Genomic DNA, 17,895 nt, shown 5'->3' on the forward strand with positions numbered 1-17,895 from the left:
CGACGGCCGGCGACGGTGGCCGGCGTCCTCCGTGATTCAGGAATCGTCCTCGCGGATCGAGGACGGGTGACGGCACAGCGGCTTGACGCGGATCTCCATGTAGGGGAACAGCGGCAGGTTGCCGATCAGCTCCTGCAGTTCGGCGTTGTCCTCGACGTCGAAGATGCTGACGTTCGAATAGCTGCCGGCGACCCGCCACAGGTGCCGCCACTTGCCGGCGCGCTGCAGGTCCTGGGCGTAGGCCTTCTCGGTCGCCTTGATCTCGGCGGCCTGCTCGGCCGGCATGTCCGGCGGCAGCTTCACGGTCATTTCCACCTGGAAGAGCATGGGCGTCTCCTTGGGATGCAGGGCGCGGCTCAGTCGCGGCGCCGGTAGTGGTTGAGCTTGTCCTCGTCGAGGCTGATGCCGAGCCCGGGACCGGCCGGCAGGTCGACGCCGAACTCGTGGTAGTGCAGGGGCCGGGCTACGATGTCGTCCTTGAGCAGCAGCGGGCCGAACATCTCGGTGCCCCAGGTCAGCTCGCCGAGGGTCGACCAGGCATGCAGGGAGGCGGCGGTGCCGATGGTGCCCTCGAGCATGGTGCCGCCATAGAGGCTGACGCCGGCCGCCTGGGCCACGTGGGCCAGCTCCAGTACGCTAAGCGGCCCGCCGGCCTTGGCGATCTTCAGGGCGAAGGCATCGCCGAAGCCGCAGGCGGCCAGGGTGAAGCCGTCACGGGCGTCATGGACCGCCTCGTCGGCCAGCATCGGCACCACGAAGCGGCTTGCCAGCCTCGCCAAACCGGCGAACTCCCGGGCCGGGATCGGCTGCTCGATGAGGTCGATGCCGGCGGCCTCCAGGGCGTCGATACCGCGGGCCGCGGTGGCCTCGTCCCAGGCCTGGTTGACGTCGACCCGCACACTCGCCCGGTCACCCAGCGCCGCCTTGATGGCGCCGACGTGACGCACGTCCTGATCCACCGGGTTGGCGCCGATCTTGAGCTTGAAGTCGCAGTGACGGCGCTCCTCGAGGCGCTGGAAGGCCTCGTCGATGTCCTTCCGGGTGTCGCCGCTGGCGAGCGTCCACAGCACCGGCAGGTGATCGCACTGGGCCCCGCCCAGCAGTTCCGCCACCGACAGGCCGCGGCGCTTGCCCTCGGCGTCGAGCAACGCGGTCTCGAGCCCCGACTTGGCGAAGCTGTTGCCGCGTGCGTGGCGGTTCATGCGCGCCCGCAGGGCATTGAGGTTGTGGGACGGCTGGCCGACCAGCAACGGCGCCAGGTAGGTGTCGATGGTCTGCTTGATGCCCTCGGGGCTCTCCGGACCGTAGCTCAGGCCACCGATGGTGGTGGCCTCGCCCAGGCCCTCGGTGCCGTCGGACAACCGCAGGCGGATGATGACCATCGTCTGGCAGGCCATGGTGGTCATCGACAACTTGTGCGGACGGATGGTCGGCAGGTCGACCAGCAGCGTCTCGACCTCGTGAATCAGGATGTCGGACATCGGAGTCTCCAGGCGGCTCGCCTCGGGGCGCCGCTCACGCGTGTTATGAAAGTCGCTGGGGGGCCGGGCGCGCCGGCCACCGGCGGTCAGCTCGAGACGAATTTCTCGAAGAACAGCCGGTGCTCGCCGACCTCGCGCGCCTCGAGCCAGTGCTTCGAGGCCTCGATCATCGGCGGCGGGCCGCACAGGTAGGCGTCGAAGGGGCGCGCCAGGAAGTCGAGATCGAAGAGGTCGCAGACCACGCCCTTCTTGCCCTGCCAGGCCTCCGTGGGGTTCATCACCACGGTCTCGTAGGCGAAGTCCGGCAGCGTGTCGGTGAAGCGATCCAGGCGATCGAGCTCGCTGAGGTCGGTCTCCTGGGTCACGCCGTAACACAGGCGGATCGGCTGGGCGCAGTCGCCCGCCTCCTCGAGTTGCTCGAGCATGCCGAGGAAGGCCGAGAGCCCGGTGCCGCCCGCCACCATCAGCAGGGGGTTGTGCACCTCGCGCAGGTAGAAGGCGCCCAGCGGGGCCTCCAGGGAGATCGCATCGCCGACGACGGCACGCTCGCGCAGGTAGTCGCTCATCACCCCGCTGGGCAGCAGGCGGATCAGGAAGCGCAGCTTGCCCTCCTTCACCGCGGAGGTGGCGAAGGAGTAGGCCCGCCATTCGTCGGTGCCCGGCACCTCGAGGCGCGCGTACTGCCCGGGCAGGTACTGCAGCGCCTGGGCGGGGTCGTCGAGGGTGATCTCGAGGATGGCGGCCGCATCGGACACCTGCATCACGTCGCTCACGGTGGCGTCGTGCACCTCGGTGGCCACGCTGCACACGCTGGAGTCCACGTCGAAGTAGAAGGAGCCGTGGTTGGAGAGCAGGCGAGTCTGGCAGGCCAGCACATGGCCCTCGGCGATCTCCTCCTCGGTCAGCGCTTCCTCGTCGATGTATTCGACGTCGACCTCGCCGGCCTCGCGCAGGCAGCGGCAGGTCCCGCAGACCCCTTCCCGGCAGTCCACCGGCAGGTTGACCCCGTGGCGCTGGGCGGCGTCCATCAGCAGCTCGTTGTCGTCGACCTTGACGAAGCGCGTGGTGCCGTCCCGAAAGACGATGGCGGCTGTGTTATGCATGACTCGCCCTCCAGCGAAACTCAGACGTGGTAGAAATCCAGCACGGAATCGATCCTGTCGTTGAGCAGCACGGTGTGCTTGCGCAGGATCTTCCAGCCGTCGCCCTCGCCACGCAGGGTGTAGTCGGCGGTGCCGAAGAAGTGGTTGCTCTCGCCGAAGCGATGGAAGTGGGTCACCCAGTTGACCCGCACCTGGACGATGCCGTCGCCCTGTTCCTCGCAGCGCACGTTGTCGATCAGGTGCAGGGTCCGCGGCAGCGGGGTCGAGGCCGCGGACTTGCCGGTGCGCAGGCGGAAGACGCGGTCCTCGAGGCCGGTGCGGTCGGCGTAGTACATCAGCGACATCTCGCGCTTGGGATCGCGGGTGACCTCTTCCTCGTTCTTCCACTGCGGGATGTGAAACTCACACTCCGGGGCGAACTGGTCCAGGTAGCCGTCCCAGTCACGGTCATCGCAAAGCTCGGCCAGGCGGTACAGGAACTGCTCGATGGATTGCTGAAGGTTCATGGCTTACACCTCCTGGAGCTTGAGTGCTTTCTTTTCGAGGCCCTCGAGCAGCAGCCGCTGCCAGGTCCCGTGCTGGTTGACGTAGAGGCCCTCGTGGGTGAACTCGGTGCCGGTGATCACCGGCTGGATGCCGAGCACCTTGCTGTTGTGGGTCTCACCGTACTGCCAGTCCTGGTGGCCCCGGGAGATGTCGCTCCAGCGGGAGGCGCGCGCCTGGAAGCCGCGCTGCTGCTCGCGGAACTCCACCAGGTCGTCGGGGGTGCCCATGCCGGAGACGTTGAAGAAGTCCTCGAACTGGCGGATGCGGTTCTCGCGGTCGGCGTCGGACTCGCCCTTCACGCCCAGGCAGAGGCTGATGACCTCGGTCTTGTTCCACGCCACCGGACGCACGATGCGCAGCTGGGAGCTGATCTGGTCCATGAAGAACAGGCTCGGGTAGATGTTCAGGTTGCGCAGGCGGTGCATGGTCCACTCGGCGCGCTCCTGGGGATGCTTCTCGAGCATGCGCGGCATCACGGTGGCGTAGCCGGGACGCACCTGGGGGTTGGGCATGTCACTGAACAACAGGCTGTGGCCGTTGGCGAAGGAGAACCAGCCGTCGTCGGTGTCCTTGTCGCCGGCGCCCAGCTTGCTGTAGTCGAGGGTGTCCCCGCCGCCACTCTTCTGCGCCTCGAGCTCGCGGCGGTGCTGCACGGTGGAGACGTAGTTGTAGTGCACGGTGCTGACGTGATAGCCGTCCAGGCCGTTCTCGTTCTGCAGCTTCCAGTTGCCGTTGAAGGTGTAGGTGGATTTGCCCGGCAGCACCTCCAGCTCACCGTCCTCGGCCTGCTCGACCATCATGTCGAAGAACAGCCGGGTATCACCGAGGAAGTCCTCGAGGCTCTCGGTCCCCTCGGCGTCGAGGCTGATGAAGACGAAGCCCCGATAGCTCTCGATGCGTGCCTGCTTGAGGCCGCGGCTCGACTTGTCGAAGTCCGCCGGATACTCGCTCGGCGCCTTGACCTTGACCAGGCGGCCGTCGGACTTGTAGCACCAGGCGTGGAAGGGGCAGGTGTAGGTGGACTGGTTGCCGCACTCGGTGCGCACCAGGGTCGCGCCACGATGCTGGCAGGTGTTGGCCAGGGCCCGCAGCTGGCCCTTGGCGTCGCGGGCGATGATCATCGGCTGGCGACCGGCCTGCATGGTGATGAAGTCGTTGGGGGCGGGAATCTGGCTCTCGTGGCAAGCGAAGATCCACTGCTTCTCGAAGATCAGTTCCATCTCCAGATCGAACAGTGCCTCGTCGGTGAACATCTCCCGGGCCATCTGGTAGACGCCTTCATCGGGACGGAAATCGAGACAGTTCTCGACGAATTGCTGCCACTCGGGGATAGAGCGTTGTGCTGTCATCGGTCGTTACCGTCTTGTTGCTTGTCGTGGTACGACCTACCTTAGGCATCCCCCCCTGGGGCCACTATGCGGTTATTGGAGGAAGGCTATTCACTTTTTCCGCCAGGCAGGATGCCCATGCCAGCGGCTTCACGCCTCCCGGACCCTGGTCTTTGCCCAGATGATTCACGGTGAATCGCCGCCCGCCCCGAGGAGCTGAAAAGGGCGGCGACAAGAAGCGGCTTTGTCTCAACGCCGATTGGCGGTATCTTCCATGGAACTGGTCATTGCTTGATCAGGGTGGCAAAATGAACCCACCAGTTCGCAGTGCGTACCCAAGAGCGATATGCGAACACAGACCTCGACCGTCTCTCCACGGCCATCGCCGATGGCCCGATGACAACCACACCCGACGGCGAGGCAAGGAGGAACCATGACCGTATCCCCTGCCCCGACGCGGCAGCAGATCGCTGCCGAGTTCCAGAACCCCGACTCGGCCTGCCGCTGGATGAGTGGCATCAACGGCCCTCATCGCCTCGAGGTGCCGCGCCCCCGGGAGCTCAGCTTTCGTCACCAGGGTACCAGCCTGGGCAACGTCTCCATTGGCATCATCGAATACTCGACTCCCGTCCATATCGATATCGCCGACCTGACCCATAGCTACAGCATCAGCCTGCCCTTGCACGGTACCCAGCACTTCGAGCTCCGGGGCAACGCCTTCGGCTCCGACACCGGTGTGGCCGCCATCATCTCGCCCAGCCAGCCGCTGCAGCTGAGCATGGACGAGAGCTGCCGGAAGCGCCTGGTACGGCTGTCGCGCCAGGCCATCGAACGCAAGCTCTCTCAGCTGCTCAGCCGTGAACTGTCCCGCCCGGTCATCTTCGATCCACGCATGCCGCTGAGCGGCACGGTGCAGGAGTGGTGGCGGATGGTCGCGAATCTGCAGGAGATGTTGGACGCAGACGGCTCGCTGTGCGACCTGCCCGAGGTGTGGAGCAACTTCGAGAATTCGCTGATCACCAGCCTGCTCTACACCCAGCCCCACAACTACTCGAGCGAACTGCTGGACCGCCAGCATGGTCGGCCGGCCTACCTCGCCCGTCTCGAGACCCTGTTCCGGGACTCCCTGGACCACCCTCTGGGCCTGGCCGACCTGGAGCGCGTCGCTGGCGTCTCCCGGGAGCGCCTCTACCGCGACTTCCACAACCAGTACGGGATCTCCCCCATCGCTTACTTCCGCCAGTTGCGCTTCGACCACGTGCGCCAGCAGTTGGAGCAGGCCGCTCCCCACGAGAGCGTCTCCAGCATCGCCATGGACTGCGGCTTCCAGCAGTTGGGGCGCTTCTCCCAGGAGTACCGGGCGCGCTTCGGTGAGCTGCCTTCCGAGACCCTGAAGCGAACCACCCAAGCCCCGCTACAGTAGCCCACAAGCAGGCGCCCCCGTCCGCGTCTACAGAGACTCATCCAGCTACTCCCTGGGCGGACGAGCGTGGCGTGTTGCTCCTCAGGTCCCGCAGAAGGTGCGCAGGACCCGCTCGTTCGGCTCGGCCGGCCGCATGTAGGCCTCGCGGCCGGGCTGCTCCGCGAAGGGGCTGGCCAGCACCTCGCGCAGTGCCTCGAAGGGACCGAAGTCGTCGTGCTCGGCCGCCGCGGCCAGGGCCTCCTCGACCTTGTGGTTACGGGGAATATAAACGGGATTGACGCCTCGCATCCGCACGGCGATGGCCTCGGGGTCGCCCGGCTCCCGCGCCAGCCGCTCGCGCCAGCGCGGCAGCCACGCCTTGATGGCCTCGGAAGGCGCGAAGCGCTCGACCAGCGCCGCGTCCGCCTCGGCCGATTCGGCAGCATCGCAGAGCCGACGGAAAGTCAGGGTGAAGTCGGCACGACCGGCCTGCATCGCCTCGAGCAGGTCCTCGGCCAGCTCGCGATCCCCGGCCTCCTCCGTGGCCAGGCCCAGCTTGGCGCGCATCACCGCGAGCCACTCGGCCTCGTACTGCTCCGGGTAGGCCTGGATCAGCACCGTGGCCCGCTCCACCGCACGCTCCTGGTCGGCGTCGATCAGCGGCAGCAGGGTCTCGGCCAGGCGTGCCAGGTTCCACTGGGCGATCCACGGCTGGTTGGCGTAGGCGTAACGGCCCCCCTCGTCGACGGAGCTGAACACGGTGCGCGGATCATAGGCCTCCATGAAGGCACAGGGGCCGTAGTCGATGGTCTCGCCGGAGATCGCCGCGTTGTCGGTGTTCATCACCCCGTGGATGAAGCCAACGCCCATCCACTTCGCCACCAGCGCCGCCTGGCGCGCCTGCACCGCCTCGACCAGCGCCAGATAGCGCCCGGCCTCGTCCACATCCGCCAGCTCGGGATAGTGGCGCTCGATCGCCTGGTCGGCCAGCTCGCGCACCGCCTCGACGTCGCCGCGGACGGCGAAGTACTGGAAGGTGCCCACGCGCAGGTGGCTGGCGGCGACGCGGGTCAGCACCGCACCGGGCTCGGGAAGGCCACGGAAGACCCGCTCGCCGGTGGTCACCGCGGCGAGCGCCCGGGTGGTGGGAATGCCCAGCGCATGCATCGCCTCGCTGACCAGGTACTCGCGCAGCACCGGCCCCAGCGGCGCACGACCGTCGGCGCCACGGGAGAAGGGCGTACAGCCGGCCCCCTTGAGCTGGATGTCGCGCAGCCGGCCATGGCGGTCGGTCAGCTCGCCGAGCAGCACCGCCCGACCATCGCCCAGCCGCGGCACGAAGGTGCCGAACTGGTGGCCGGCATAGGCCTGGGCCAGCGGCTCGGCCCCCGGCGGCACGGCGTTGCCGCCGAACCACTCGGCGGCCTGGTGCTCATCGAAGGCGTCGAGGTCGAAGCCCAGTTCCTCTGCTAGCGACCGGTTGAAGGCGACCAGCCGCGGCGCCTCCACCGGCACGGGGTCGAAGCGCTCGTAGAAGCGCTCCGGCAGGCGGGCATAGCGAAGAGTGAACTCGGGAAACATGGCGGCTCCGGATAGCGGCTGAATGTCGGGAAGACAGGAAAGGACACACTGATGAGACACGAGGTGCCCGTCAACATTCCGGTGCCGTCGACTTTGCAATCCCCGCCACTCGGTGCCATACACAAGAGACCCCTGTTCGTCCCCAAGGTGCAGGATGTTGCCCCCAGCCGGTCCGGCACGCCGCGTCTTCACCACGGCCCTGGTCGTGGCGGTGATCGCCTTCGCCGTTGCCGCCGGCCTGGCCTGGGTGGATCGCGGCGCGCGATTGCAGACGACCGGGAACTGGCTGGAGCGCATCCAGCAGGAAGCCGCGGCGGCCGCCGAGTCGCTGGACGCCGACCTGCGCCACCTCTCCGGCCTCGCCGACGAGATCGCCGCCGACCTGGAAAGCGGCGAGTTGCCGCTCACCCGGGTAGAGGCCCGGCTCGAGGCCCTGGTGGAGCACCATCCTTACGTGTTCGGGGTCGGGGTGATATTTCGCCCCTATGCCTACGCCCCGGACCGGCGGCTGTATGCGCCCTATATCGTCAAGCGCAACGGTGTCCATCGGATGGTGTGGGTGGGCGACGTCTACGACTACACCCTGCCCGAGCACGACTGGTATCACCAGGGGACCGCGCGCCCGGGCTGGCTCGAGCCCTTCTTCGGCCAGGCCAGCCAGGCGATGCTCGCCCTCTATTGCACCCCCTTCCGACTCCCCGGGGGCGAGGCTGGCGAGACCGCCGGCACCGTCTGCATCGACTACTCGATCGAGGATGTCTGGGCTCTGGTCGGCGCCCTGGACCTGGGCGAGACCGGCTATGCCTTCGTCATCACCGACCAGGGCACCTTCGTGTCACACCCGCGGCGGGACTACGTGCGCCAGGGCCTGACCCTGTACGACATCGCCGAGCGACTGGGCGACCCGGTGCTGCGGCGCCTGGCCCAGCGGGCCACCGACCTGCGCAGCGGCGCGCTCGCCCACTCCAACGAGCTCACCGGCCAGGACTCCCGGATCTTCTATGGCCCCATCACGGCACCGGACTGGTCCCTGGCAGTGGTGGCCTTCACCGCCGAGGTGCCGCTCGACCTCAGCGACCACAAGCGCCGGCAGATCCTGATCGCCATCGCCCTGATCACCGGCGCGACCGGCCTGGTCGTCCTGCTCGTCGCCTACCGGCTGGACTCCAGCGCGGTGCTGTGGAGCGGAAGCCTCACCGTGGCCCTGCTGTTCCTGGTCGGCGTGGTCCACCTCTGGACCCTGGAGTTTGCCGAGGCCGGCCGCGATCCGCCGGAGGCGGTCATGCTGGTCGACCGTGCCGGCATCCAGAGCTACCTCGCCGGCTACGCCGAGGAGGCCCGCCTGCAGCGCTTCGACGACCTGATCGAGTTGCCGACGGGGGTGTTCATCCAGGCGATCCGCTTCCAGACGGCGCACGATTTCGTCGTCACCGGCTACGTCTGGCAGCGCTATACGGTGCCGGACCACGATGACCTGCAGCGCGGGATCTTCTTCCCCGACGCCATCCCCCATGAGGACATCCGCGAGGAGCTGTTCCGCTTCCGCGAAGGCGACAGCGAGGTGGTCGGCTGGTACTTCAAGACCACCCTGCATCAACCCTTCGACTACTCCCGCTTCCCGATCGATATCAAGACCCTGCGGCTGCGCCTCTGGCATCCGGATGTGGCGCACCATGTCGTGCTGGTGCCGGAACTGGAGGCCTACCGGCTGATCCACCCCACGGCACTGCCGGGGATGGAGCCCGGCTTTCGCCTGCCGGGCTGGCAGTTGCAGCGCAGCTTCTTCGCCTTTCGCTTCCACGACTACCGCAGCGACCTCGGAATACGCGGGAGCGCCAGGGTGGGCGAGTTTCCCGAGCTGACCTACCACCTCACCCTGCTGCGCAACATCACCGACGCCTTCTTCTCCAACCAGATCCCGCTGTTCGTCGCCGCCATCATGCTGTTCGCGATGCTGATGATCGACACCCGGGAGCAGGACCGTGCCTCCCTGTACGGCTTCACCACCGCCACGGTACTGGCGACGGCGGCGGCCATCTTCTTCATCATCCTGCTCGCGCATATCGACGTCCGCCGCCGCTACGCCGTCGAAGAGATCATGTACCTGGAGTACTTCTACTTCATCACCTACTTCACCATCGTCGCCATCTCCATCAACGCCTTCATGCTCACGGCGCTCAACGACAACCGCTTCTTCCACTACCGCGATAACCTCATCCCCAAGCTGCTGTTCTGGCCGCTGCTGCACGGGGCCTTCTTCGTGGTCACGGTGTATGTCTTCCTGTGACCCGGGCCGCGGGTGGCGACAGCCGAGCCTCAGCCGGTGCCGGCGAGGGGATGGCCGAGCTGCCGGACGCTGGCCACGAAGTCACTGAAGCGCTCCCCCTGGATCAGCACATGGTCACGCAACACTCGCTCCACCCGCTCGGCCTGTCCACCCTCGATGGCGGCCAGGATCTCGCGATGTTCGGCCAGCGAGCTGTGCATGCGGTGACGGACCTGCAGCTGCAGGCGACGGTAGGGATTGAGGCGCTGCTTGAGCTGACGCGCCTCTTCCGCCAGGAAGGTGTTGTGGCTGGCGGCATAGATACAGTCGTGGAAGCTCTCGTTCTCGTAGTAGTACTCGTCGGTGTCCCCCGCCGCCGCGGCCGCCGCGCAGCGCTCCAGCGCGCCCTGCAGGGCGGCGAGCTCATCCTCCGTGATGCGCCGCGCGGCCAGACGCCCGCACATCCCTTCGAGTTCCGCCATCACCTCGAACATCTCGATCAGCTGGTCGATGCCCACCCGGGACACGAAGGTGCCCTTCTTCGGCATGACCGTCACCAGGCCGCTGGCCACCAGTTGCTGGATTGCCTCCCGAACCGGGGTACGCGAGACATTGAATTCCCGACCCAGTGTCTCGAGGTCGAGTCGCTCCCCCGGCGTACGTCGCCCGTTGATGATGTCGTTCTCCAGGGCATCCTTGAGTCGCTGGGCATTCGAGCGTTTCTTCCCGTTCATCTACCACCTCCTCAGCCTGGCCCGTCAGCCATGACCCCTCATGGCGATGATCCTGCCTTTGTCCTATACATAAATAGCACATTTTCGTGCCAGATGATTGACAAAGGTATATGTAACCTCTATTGATATATATATCAGCCAAGCTGATGGACATTTCAATGCCAACAACAATGTCTCTGGAGATGCCATGAAACGCTCACTCACGCCCGCTATCGCCACCCTGACCCTGGCCGCCCTCGCCTTCAGCAGCGCTGCCTCCGCCCAGACCGTGCTGCGCGCCTCCCACCAGTTCCCCGGGGGCCAGGGGGACGTGCGCGACGAGATGGTGCAGATGATGGCCGACAAGGTCGCCGAGGCCGATGTCGGCCTGGAGATCCAGGTCTATCCCGGTCAGTCGCTGTTCAAGGCCGACGAGCAGTGGGGTGCCCTGGTTCGCGGACGCCTGGACATCACCGCGCTACCGCTGGACTACGCCAGCGGTCGCCATCCCGAGTTCTCCGCCACCCTGATGCCCGGCCTGGTGCGCAACCACGAGCACGCCCAGCGCCTCAACGACTCCGAATACATGGAGATGATCAAGGAGATCATCCAGGAAGGCGGCGCCCGGGTACTCGCCGATGCCTGGCTCTCGGGGGCCTTCGCATCCAGCCAGAACTGCATCACCTCGCCGGAGACCGTGGAAGGACAGAACTTCCGCGCCGCCGGGCCCGCTTTCGAGGAGATGCTCGAGGCCGCCGGGGCCTCGATCGCCTCCATGCCCTCCTCGGATATCTATACCGCCATGCAGACCGGGGTGCTGGACGCCGCCAATACCTCCTCCATGTCCTTCGTCTCCTACCGCCTCTACGAGCAGGTGGACTGCCTGACCGAACCAGGCGAGCACGCCCTGTGGTTCATGTACGAGCCGATCCTGATCTCCGAGCAGGTCTGGCAAGGGCTCGACGAGGCGCAGCAAGAGGCCCTGATGGCGGCTAGCCAGGAGGCCGAGGAGTTCTTCGCCGCCGAGGCCGCAGCCATCGACCAGCAGATGGTCGAGGTGTTCGAGGAGAACGGCGTCGAGGTGGTCAGCATGAGCAAGGAAGACTACGACGCCTGGCTGGAGATCGCCAAGCAGAGCTCCTACAAGAACTTCGCCGATAATGTCGAGAACGGCCAGGCGATCATCGACGCCGCCCTCGCGGTGGAATGACGCCGACGTTGCGATCCACTCGGACCCGACCGGCCGCCCCTGCGAGGGCGGCCAACCCGTCATATCGGAGGGCCTCATGGAACACTCCCGCACTACTGACGCCACGACGCCCGGCAGGCTCGTCGGCGGCTATATCCGCCTGATGGACCAGCTCTCGCGTGCTACCGCCTTTCTCGCCGCCGCCTTCTTCATCGCCGGCGTGGTGGTGGTCTGCCAGATGGTGTTCGTGCGCTACATCCTCGGCGAGAGCACCAGCTGGCAGACCGAGTTCACGGTCTTCTCGGTCACCGCCGCCATGCTGCTCGGCAGCCCCTATGTGCTGATGACCGGCGGCCACGTCGCCATCACCCTGTTGCCGGATGCGATCGGTGGCGTGATGGGCAAGCTGATGCGGCTCATCGCGGCCCTGTTCGGCCTGGGCTTCTGTCTCGCCCTGGCCTACGGCTCCTGGATCTATGTCGCCGAGGCCTGGCACGGCGACTGGACCACTGGCTCGGTGTGGAACCCGGTCCTGTGGCCGGCCTTGCTGCCCATGGCAGTGGGCATCAGCCTGCTGACGTTGCAGTACGTCGCTGAAATCCTGCGCGGGGAGGGCTGAACATGGATCCCGTTACCGCCGGCATTCTGGTCGCCATCGGCCTGATCGTGCTGATGGCCATCGGCACCCCGATCGCCTTCGCCCTGGGCGCCGTTTCCTTGATCGCCCTGGTCGCCGACCGCGGCCTGCCCGAGTTGACCTACTTCGGCGAGACCTTCTTCAGCAGCATCGCCTCCTTCGGCTTCGTGGCCATCCCGATGTTCATCCTGATGGGCGCCGCCGTGGCCTCATCGCCCACGGGACGCGACCTCTATCGCTCGCTGGACCTGTGGTTGGGCAGGCTGCCCGGTGGCCTGGCGATCTCCAATATCGGCGCCTGCTCGATCTTCGCCGCCCTCTCCGGCTCCTCGCCGGCCACCTGTGCGGCCATCGGCAAGATGGGCATTCCCGAGATGCGCAGCCGGGGCTATCCCGACGGCGTCGCCGCGGGCTGCATCGCCGCCGGGGGCACCCTGGGCATCCTGATTCCGCCCTCGGTGACCATGATCATCTATGGCATCGCCACCGAGACCTCCATCGGCCGCCTGTTCATCGCCGGCATCGTGCCCGGCTTCATGCTCGCCGGGCTGTTCATGGTCTGGACGCTGATCGCCTGCAAGCTGGCCGGCGGCTACGGCACTCCCATGGTCACGGCCACCGAGAGCATCAAGCGCAGCGTGCGCGAGAACGTCGACGCCAACCTCAAGGCCCTGATCAGGGTGCTGCCCTTCCTGGCCGTGGTGCTCGGTATCCTCTTCGCCCTCTATGGCGGGGTGGCCACCCCCTCCGAAGCCGCCGGCGTCGGTGCCTTCTTCTGTATAGCGCTGGCCGTAATCATCTACCGCATGTGGCAGGTCAAGCCACTCGCGCTGATCATGCGCGATGCGCTGCGCGAGAGCGTGATGATCATGCTGATCATCGCCGCCGCCGAGGTCTTCGCCTATGCCCTGTCGTCGCTGTTCATCACCCAGACCGTGGCCGGCGCCATCGCCGATCTGGAGGTCAACCGCTGGGTGCTGATGGGGGTGATCAACGTCTTCCTGCTGGTGGCCGGCTTCTTCCTGCCGCCGGTGGCGGTCATCGTAATGACGGCGCCGATCCTGCTGCCGATCATCCTGTCGGCCAACTTCGATCCCTACTGGTTCGCGGTGATCCTGACCATCAACCTGGAGATCGGCCTGATCACGCCACCGGTAGGGCTGAACCTATTCATCATCAACAGCATCGCGCCGGACATCTCGCTGCGCGACGTGCTGATGGGCAGCCTGCCCTATGCGCTATGCATGGTGCTGGGGATCCTGCTGCTGTGTTTCTTCCCGGGGCTTGTGACCTGGCTACCCGATCTGCTCATGGGCTGAAGGAGTCGCCGACATCATGAACATGACCTTCCTGCAAGAGATGTTCCAGTCGATCACCCAGCGCGACGCCCTGCGGCGTCGCCGTCAGGGCGATTCGGAGACGACGGACCACCGCCGCCTGGTGGAGGCCTGCCACCGCCTGCTGGAGAGCGACGGCGAGGCCTCGAGCATCGCCCTGGCCAGCCGGGCGCTGGCCATGTACCGCCGGCTGGACGAGACGGAGAAGCAGCGCTTCTTCGAGGGCCTGGCGACGGAGTTCGCCGCCGAGCCGTCGGCCATCGACGCGGCCTACGAGGCCTATCGCCAGGCCCGCGACAACGCCACCCTGCAGGCGCTCTTCGAAGCCTGCGAGCCGCAGCGCCAGGAGCTGTTCCGACGCCTCAACCTGGCCAGTGACGGCACCTACGAGCTGGTCCGCATGCGTGAGGATCTGCTGGGGTGGCTGCGCGACCGGCCCCACCTGGGCGCCATCGATGCCGATTTCGCTCACCTGTTCGGCTCCTGGTTCAACCGTGGCTTCCTGATGCTCAAGCGCATCGACTGGAACACCCCGGCCTCGATTCTCGAGAAGATCATCCGCTACGAGGCCGTGCACGAGATCCAGGACTGGAACGACCTGCGCCGCCGCCTGGATGCCCGCGATCGCCGCTGCTTCGCCTTCTTTCACCCGGCCATCGGCGACGAGCCGCTGATCTTCGTGGAGGTGGCCCTGCACAAGGGCCTGCCGGAGAGGATCCAGCCGATCCTTTCGGGCGAGCAAAGCGAGATCGACGACCCCGAGGCGGCCGACACCGCCGCCTTCTTCGGCATCAGCAACTGCCAGACCGGCCTGCGCGGGATCTCCTTCGGCAACTTCCTGATCAAGCAGGTGGTCCAGGAGCTCAAGCAGGAGCTGCCCCAGCTGCGCCACTTCGTGACGCTCTCGCCGGTGCCCGGCTTCGGCAGGTGGCTGGCCGGCTGCCGCGAGGACGAGACGCTGCCGGCCGAATTGCGCAACACCCTGGCCGCGCTCGATACCCCCGGCTGGCATCGGGATGCCAGGCTCGCCGAGCGCCTCGAGACGGTGATCAAGCCCCTGGCCGCCCGCTACCTGGTCGAGGAGAAGAACGCCAGGGGCCTGCCGCTCAACGCCGTGGCCCGTTTCCACCTCGGCAACGGCGCCGAGCTGCACCGCATCAACTGGTTGGGCGACGTCTCGGCCAAGGGCCTCGAGCAGGCCGCCGGGCTGATGGTCAACTACCTCTACGTGCTCGACAACATCGAGCGCAATCACGAGAACTATACCGCCAACGCCACCGTGGCCCGTTCGAGCGAGGTCAAGGACCTCGTCCGCAAGGCCAGGAAGCTGGCCAAGGGAGAGACGACCAAATGAACCACAACCTTTTCGCCACCTTCGCCCAGCGCATGCAAGAGCGCGGCGACGCCGATTTCATCACCACCCGTGAAGGCCGGGGCTATACCTATACCGCCGCCGAGTCTGCCAGTGCCCGCTTGGCCGGCGCCCTGACCGCGCTGGGTGTGACCCCCGGCGACCGGGTCGCCGTGCAGGTCGACAAGAGCCCCGAGGCCATCCTGCTCTACCTGGCCTGCCTGCGCATCGGCGGCGTCTATCTGCCGCTCAACACCGGTTACACTGGCGACGAGATCCGCTACTTCCTCGGCGATGCCGAGCCGGCGCTGTTCGTCTGCCGCCCGGCCAACGCCGAGGAGGCCCGCACCATCGCCACCGAGTGCGGCTGTCCGGAGGTGGAGACCCTGGGCACCGCCGCCGACGGCAGCCTGATGGAGGCGGCCGAGAAGGCCACGCCCCGCGACGACATCGTCGCGCGTGGCGAGGACGACCTGGCGTCGATCCTCTACACCTCGGGCACCACCGGGCGCTCCAAGGGCGCCATGCTCACCCACCGCAACCTGGGCTCCAACGCCGCCACCCTGGCCGAGGCCTGGCGCTTCACTGCGGATGACCGGCTGATCCACGCCCTGCCGATCTTCCATACCCACGGCCTGTTCGTGGCCTGCAACGTCACCCTGATGGCCGGGGCCAGCATGCTGTTCCTGCCCAAGTTCGACACCGATGTGATCCTCGAGGAGCTGCCCCGCGGCAGCGTACTGATGGGCGTGCCGACCTTCTACACCCGACTGCTGCAGGACGCGCGCCTTAACCGCGAGGTCACCGCCAACATGCGCCTGTTCGTCTCCGGGTCGGCCCCGCTGACCGCCGAGACCCACCGGGAGTTCGAGCAGAAGACCGGCCATGCCATCCTCGAGCGCTATGGCATGACCGAGACCAACATGAACCTTTCCAACCCCTACGACGGCGAGCGCCGTGCCGGTACCGTGGGCATGCCGCTGCCGGGCGTGGAGTACCGCATCACCGACCTCGAGACCCACGACCCCGTGCCGCAGGGCGAGATCGGCATGCTCGAGATCCGCGGCCCCAATGTCTTCATCGGCTACTGGCGCATGCCCGAGAAGACCCGCGAGGAGCTGCTGGACGACGGCTTCTTCGTCACCGGTGACCTGGCGATGGTCGACGAGCGCGGCTATGTACATATTGTCGGTCGCGACAAGGATCTGGTGATCTCGGGGGGCTACAATGTCTATCCCAAGGAGGTCGAGCAGGTGATCGACCAACTCGACGGCGTCATGGAATCGGCGGTGATCGGGCTGCCCCACCCGGACTTCGGCGAGGGGGTCACCGCCGTGGTGGTGCCGGAACGGGAGGCCCGCCTGGACGAGGCCAAGGTGCTCGACTTCCTGCAGGGCAAGCTGGCGAAGTACAAGCAGCCCAAGCGGGTCTTCTTCGTCGACAGCCTGCCGCGCAACACCATGGGCAAGGTGCAGAAGAACCAGCTGCGCCAGCAGTACCAGGACACCTATCGCTGAATCGACGCAAGCGGCACGGCAAACCGGGCTTGACACGACGGCGTCGCCGCGGCGGATGCCCGGCGCCCCCGTCGTATCGAGTCACGCACGCAGCGTCATTGAACCACCCGGCAGGAGACATCGTCATGGCGAAGGTCATCACCTACTACTACACCCACGTCTCGCCCTGGAGCTACCTGGGGCACTCGCGACTCGGCGAGCTTGCCGCGCGCCACGGCGCCACCATCGACTACGTGCCGATCACGCTCAGCGCGATCTTCCCCAAGACCGGCGGGCTGCCCCTGCCCAAGCGTGCCCCGGAGCGGCAGGCCTATCGCATGGCCGAGCTCAAGCGCTGGCCACAGCTGCTCGGCATCCCCCTCAACAGGGAGCCGAAGCACTTCCCGACGGATGACCGCCCGGCGGCTCGCCTGGCGCTGACGGCGAAGGCTCAAGGGCATGACATCGCCGACCTGTCGCTGGCCCTGATGCGGGCCTGCTGGGTCGAGGAGCGCGACATCGCCGAGCCGGACACCCTGCGCGAGGTCGCCGACGCCTGCGGCCTGGATGGCCAGCGGCTGCTGAGCGAGTCGGAAAGCGACCAGGGACAGCAGCGCCTCGACGAGGCCTGCGAGAAGGCCCTGGCGGCGGGCTGCTTCGGCTCGCCCTGGTATGTCGTCGACGGCGAGCCCTTCTGGGGCCAGGACCGCCTCGAGCTGGTCGAGAAGGCCCTGACCGGCAAGCTCTGAGCCGAGGGGTCGGTTCAGGCCGGCCGCTCCAGTTCGAAGCGGTCGGTGGTCCTGGCATAGTCGCTGCCCGCCATGCGCCCCACGGGATGCAGCCCCGCGATATCGACATGGCGGCCGTTCCAGATCGCATCGTCGATATGGATCGACACCACCTCGGCCAGCACCAGATTGCCGGCCAGCGGCTGGTCGCCGAAGCGGATGATTTCGCGCAGCCGGCAGCCGAAGGCCACCGGTGCCTCGGCCACCCGCGGCACCGAGACGCCCGGCATCGCCGCCTTCTCCAGCCCCGCCAGGGCGAACTCGTCCTCGCCGTGGGCCACGCTGGCACTGGTGGCGTTGAGCGCCCCGACCAGCCCCTCCCCACCGATATGCACCACGCACTCCGCCACCGCCTCGAGGTTGCGGATGGTGTCCTTGGGGTTGGCGTCGCCATCCAGCAGCGGCGAGAAGCCCAGCACCGGCGGGTTGACGCTGACCACGTTGAAGAAGGAAAAGGGCGCCAGGTTGGCGTTGCCGTCCGCGTCCAGTGTGGAGACCCAGGCGATGGGCCGGGGGCAGATGCTGCCCGTGAACAGGCGGTAGATCTTGCCCGGGTTCAGTCCGTGTTCCTCCAGCAGGTAGTCGCTCATGTTCAACCTTTGTGGCAATCGTGGGAGGACCTCATCGTACCCCACCGCGACGCCATGCCCATAAACCTGCAAGACCGTATAACTGCA

Annotated in this window: 16 protein-coding genes; 8 read left to right on the forward strand and 8 right to left on the reverse strand. The window is 66.8% G+C overall.

Going from position 1 to position 17,895, the window contains the following annotated elements:
• Window positions 1–36: 36 nt before the first annotated feature.
• From catC to antA, 5 genes are all read right to left on the reverse strand, one after another.
• Complete coding sequence (gene catC, locus MKP05_RS03610; protein ID WP_240567059.1) at window positions 37–327, reverse strand: muconolactone Delta-isomerase; 291 nt, start codon at window positions 325–327, stop codon at window positions 37–39.
• 29 nt (window positions 328–356) lie between these two features.
• Complete coding sequence (locus MKP05_RS03615) at window positions 357–1,481, reverse strand: muconate/chloromuconate family cycloisomerase (protein WP_240567060.1); 1,125 nt, start codon at window positions 1,479–1,481, stop codon at window positions 357–359.
• A gap of 86 nt (window positions 1,482–1,567) precedes the next feature.
• The gene (gene antC, locus MKP05_RS03620; protein WP_240567061.1) at window positions 1,568–2,584 is read right to left on the reverse strand and encodes an anthranilate 1,2-dioxygenase electron transfer component AntC; all 1,017 of its coding nucleotides are present in this window, start codon (window positions 2,582–2,584) and stop codon (window positions 1,568–1,570) included.
• A gap of 20 nt (window positions 2,585–2,604) precedes the next feature.
• Complete coding sequence (antB, locus tag MKP05_RS03625; protein WP_240567062.1) at window positions 2,605–3,090, reverse strand: anthranilate 1,2-dioxygenase small subunit; 486 nt, start codon at window positions 3,088–3,090, stop codon at window positions 2,605–2,607.
• A gap of 3 nt (window positions 3,091–3,093) precedes the next feature.
• Window positions 3,094–4,479, reverse strand: coding sequence for an anthranilate 1,2-dioxygenase large subunit (antA, locus tag MKP05_RS03630; protein ID WP_240567063.1), 1,386 nt, complete (start codon window positions 4,477–4,479; stop codon window positions 3,094–3,096).
• 412 nt (window positions 4,480–4,891) lie between these two features.
• On the opposite strand from antA, the gene MKP05_RS03635 reads away from it, so the two are divergent.
• Window positions 4,892–5,881 carry an AraC family transcriptional regulator gene (locus tag MKP05_RS03635; protein ID WP_240567064.1) on the forward strand — a complete coding sequence of 330 codons (990 nt, stop codon included), beginning with the start codon at window positions 4,892–4,894 and terminating at the stop codon, window positions 5,879–5,881.
• A gap of 81 nt (window positions 5,882–5,962) precedes the next feature.
• Here the strand turns inward: MKP05_RS03635 and MKP05_RS03640 are convergent, their stop codons facing one another.
• On the reverse strand, window positions 5,963–7,441 hold the full coding sequence (locus tag MKP05_RS03640) for a protein adenylyltransferase SelO (protein WP_240567066.1): 1,479 nt from the start codon (window positions 7,439–7,441) through the stop codon (window positions 5,963–5,965).
• Window positions 7,442–7,595: 154 nt separating this feature from the next.
• Between MKP05_RS03640 and MKP05_RS03645 the strand changes: the two genes are divergently transcribed.
• Window positions 7,596–9,728 (forward strand): cache domain-containing protein, encoded by a 2,133-nt coding sequence (locus tag MKP05_RS03645; protein WP_240567068.1) that lies wholly within the window; start codon window positions 7,596–7,598, stop codon window positions 9,726–9,728.
• 29 nt (window positions 9,729–9,757) lie between these two features.
• Here the strand turns inward: MKP05_RS03645 and MKP05_RS03650 are convergent, their stop codons facing one another.
• Window positions 9,758–10,441, reverse strand: coding sequence for a GntR family transcriptional regulator (locus MKP05_RS03650; protein WP_240567069.1), 684 nt, complete (start codon window positions 10,439–10,441; stop codon window positions 9,758–9,760).
• A gap of 187 nt (window positions 10,442–10,628) precedes the next feature.
• Here MKP05_RS03650 and dctP point away from each other — a divergent pair, with 187 nt between their 5' ends.
• From dctP to MKP05_RS03680, 6 genes are all read left to right on the forward strand, one after another.
• Complete coding sequence (gene dctP / locus MKP05_RS03655; RefSeq protein WP_240567070.1) at window positions 10,629–11,630, forward strand: TRAP transporter substrate-binding protein DctP; 1,002 nt, start codon at window positions 10,629–10,631, stop codon at window positions 11,628–11,630.
• Window positions 11,631–11,706: 76 nt separating this feature from the next.
• Window positions 11,707–12,228: a TRAP transporter small permease subunit gene (locus MKP05_RS03660; RefSeq protein ID WP_240567071.1), complete on the forward strand. Its 522-nt coding sequence runs from the start codon at window positions 11,707–11,709 to the stop codon at window positions 12,226–12,228.
• 2 nt (window positions 12,229–12,230) lie between these two features.
• Window positions 12,231–13,565, forward strand: a complete 1,335-nt coding sequence (locus tag MKP05_RS03665; protein ID WP_240567072.1) for a TRAP transporter large permease — start codon at window positions 12,231–12,233, stop codon at window positions 13,563–13,565.
• Window positions 13,566–13,581: 16 nt separating this feature from the next.
• Entirely contained in the window at window positions 13,582–14,937 is a 1,356-nt protein-coding gene (locus MKP05_RS03670; protein ID WP_240567073.1) for a malonyl-CoA decarboxylase, read from the forward strand.
• Window positions 14,934–16,451: a malonate--CoA ligase gene (locus MKP05_RS03675; protein WP_240567074.1), complete on the forward strand. Its 1,518-nt coding sequence runs from the start codon at window positions 14,934–14,936 to the stop codon at window positions 16,449–16,451. The genes MKP05_RS03670 and MKP05_RS03675 overlap by 4 nt, the downstream gene beginning before the upstream one ends.
• Window positions 16,452–16,576: 125 nt before the next feature.
• The gene (locus tag MKP05_RS03680) at window positions 16,577–17,179 is read left to right on the forward strand and encodes a 2-hydroxychromene-2-carboxylate isomerase (protein ID WP_240567075.1); all 603 of its coding nucleotides are present in this window, start codon (window positions 16,577–16,579) and stop codon (window positions 17,177–17,179) included.
• Window positions 17,180–17,193: 14 nt separating this feature from the next.
• Here MKP05_RS03680 and MKP05_RS03685 read toward each other — a convergent pair whose 3' ends face one another.
• Window positions 17,194–17,808: a flavin reductase family protein gene (locus tag MKP05_RS03685; RefSeq protein WP_240567076.1), complete on the reverse strand. Its 615-nt coding sequence runs from the start codon at window positions 17,806–17,808 to the stop codon at window positions 17,194–17,196.
• Window positions 17,809–17,895: the final 87 nt, after the last annotated feature.

Origin of the sequence: Halomonas flagellata (genome assembly GCF_022487945.1) — a bacterium.
In the GTDB taxonomy this organism is placed as follows: Bacteria; Pseudomonadota; Gammaproteobacteria; order Pseudomonadales; family Halomonadaceae; genus Halomonas; species Halomonas flagellata.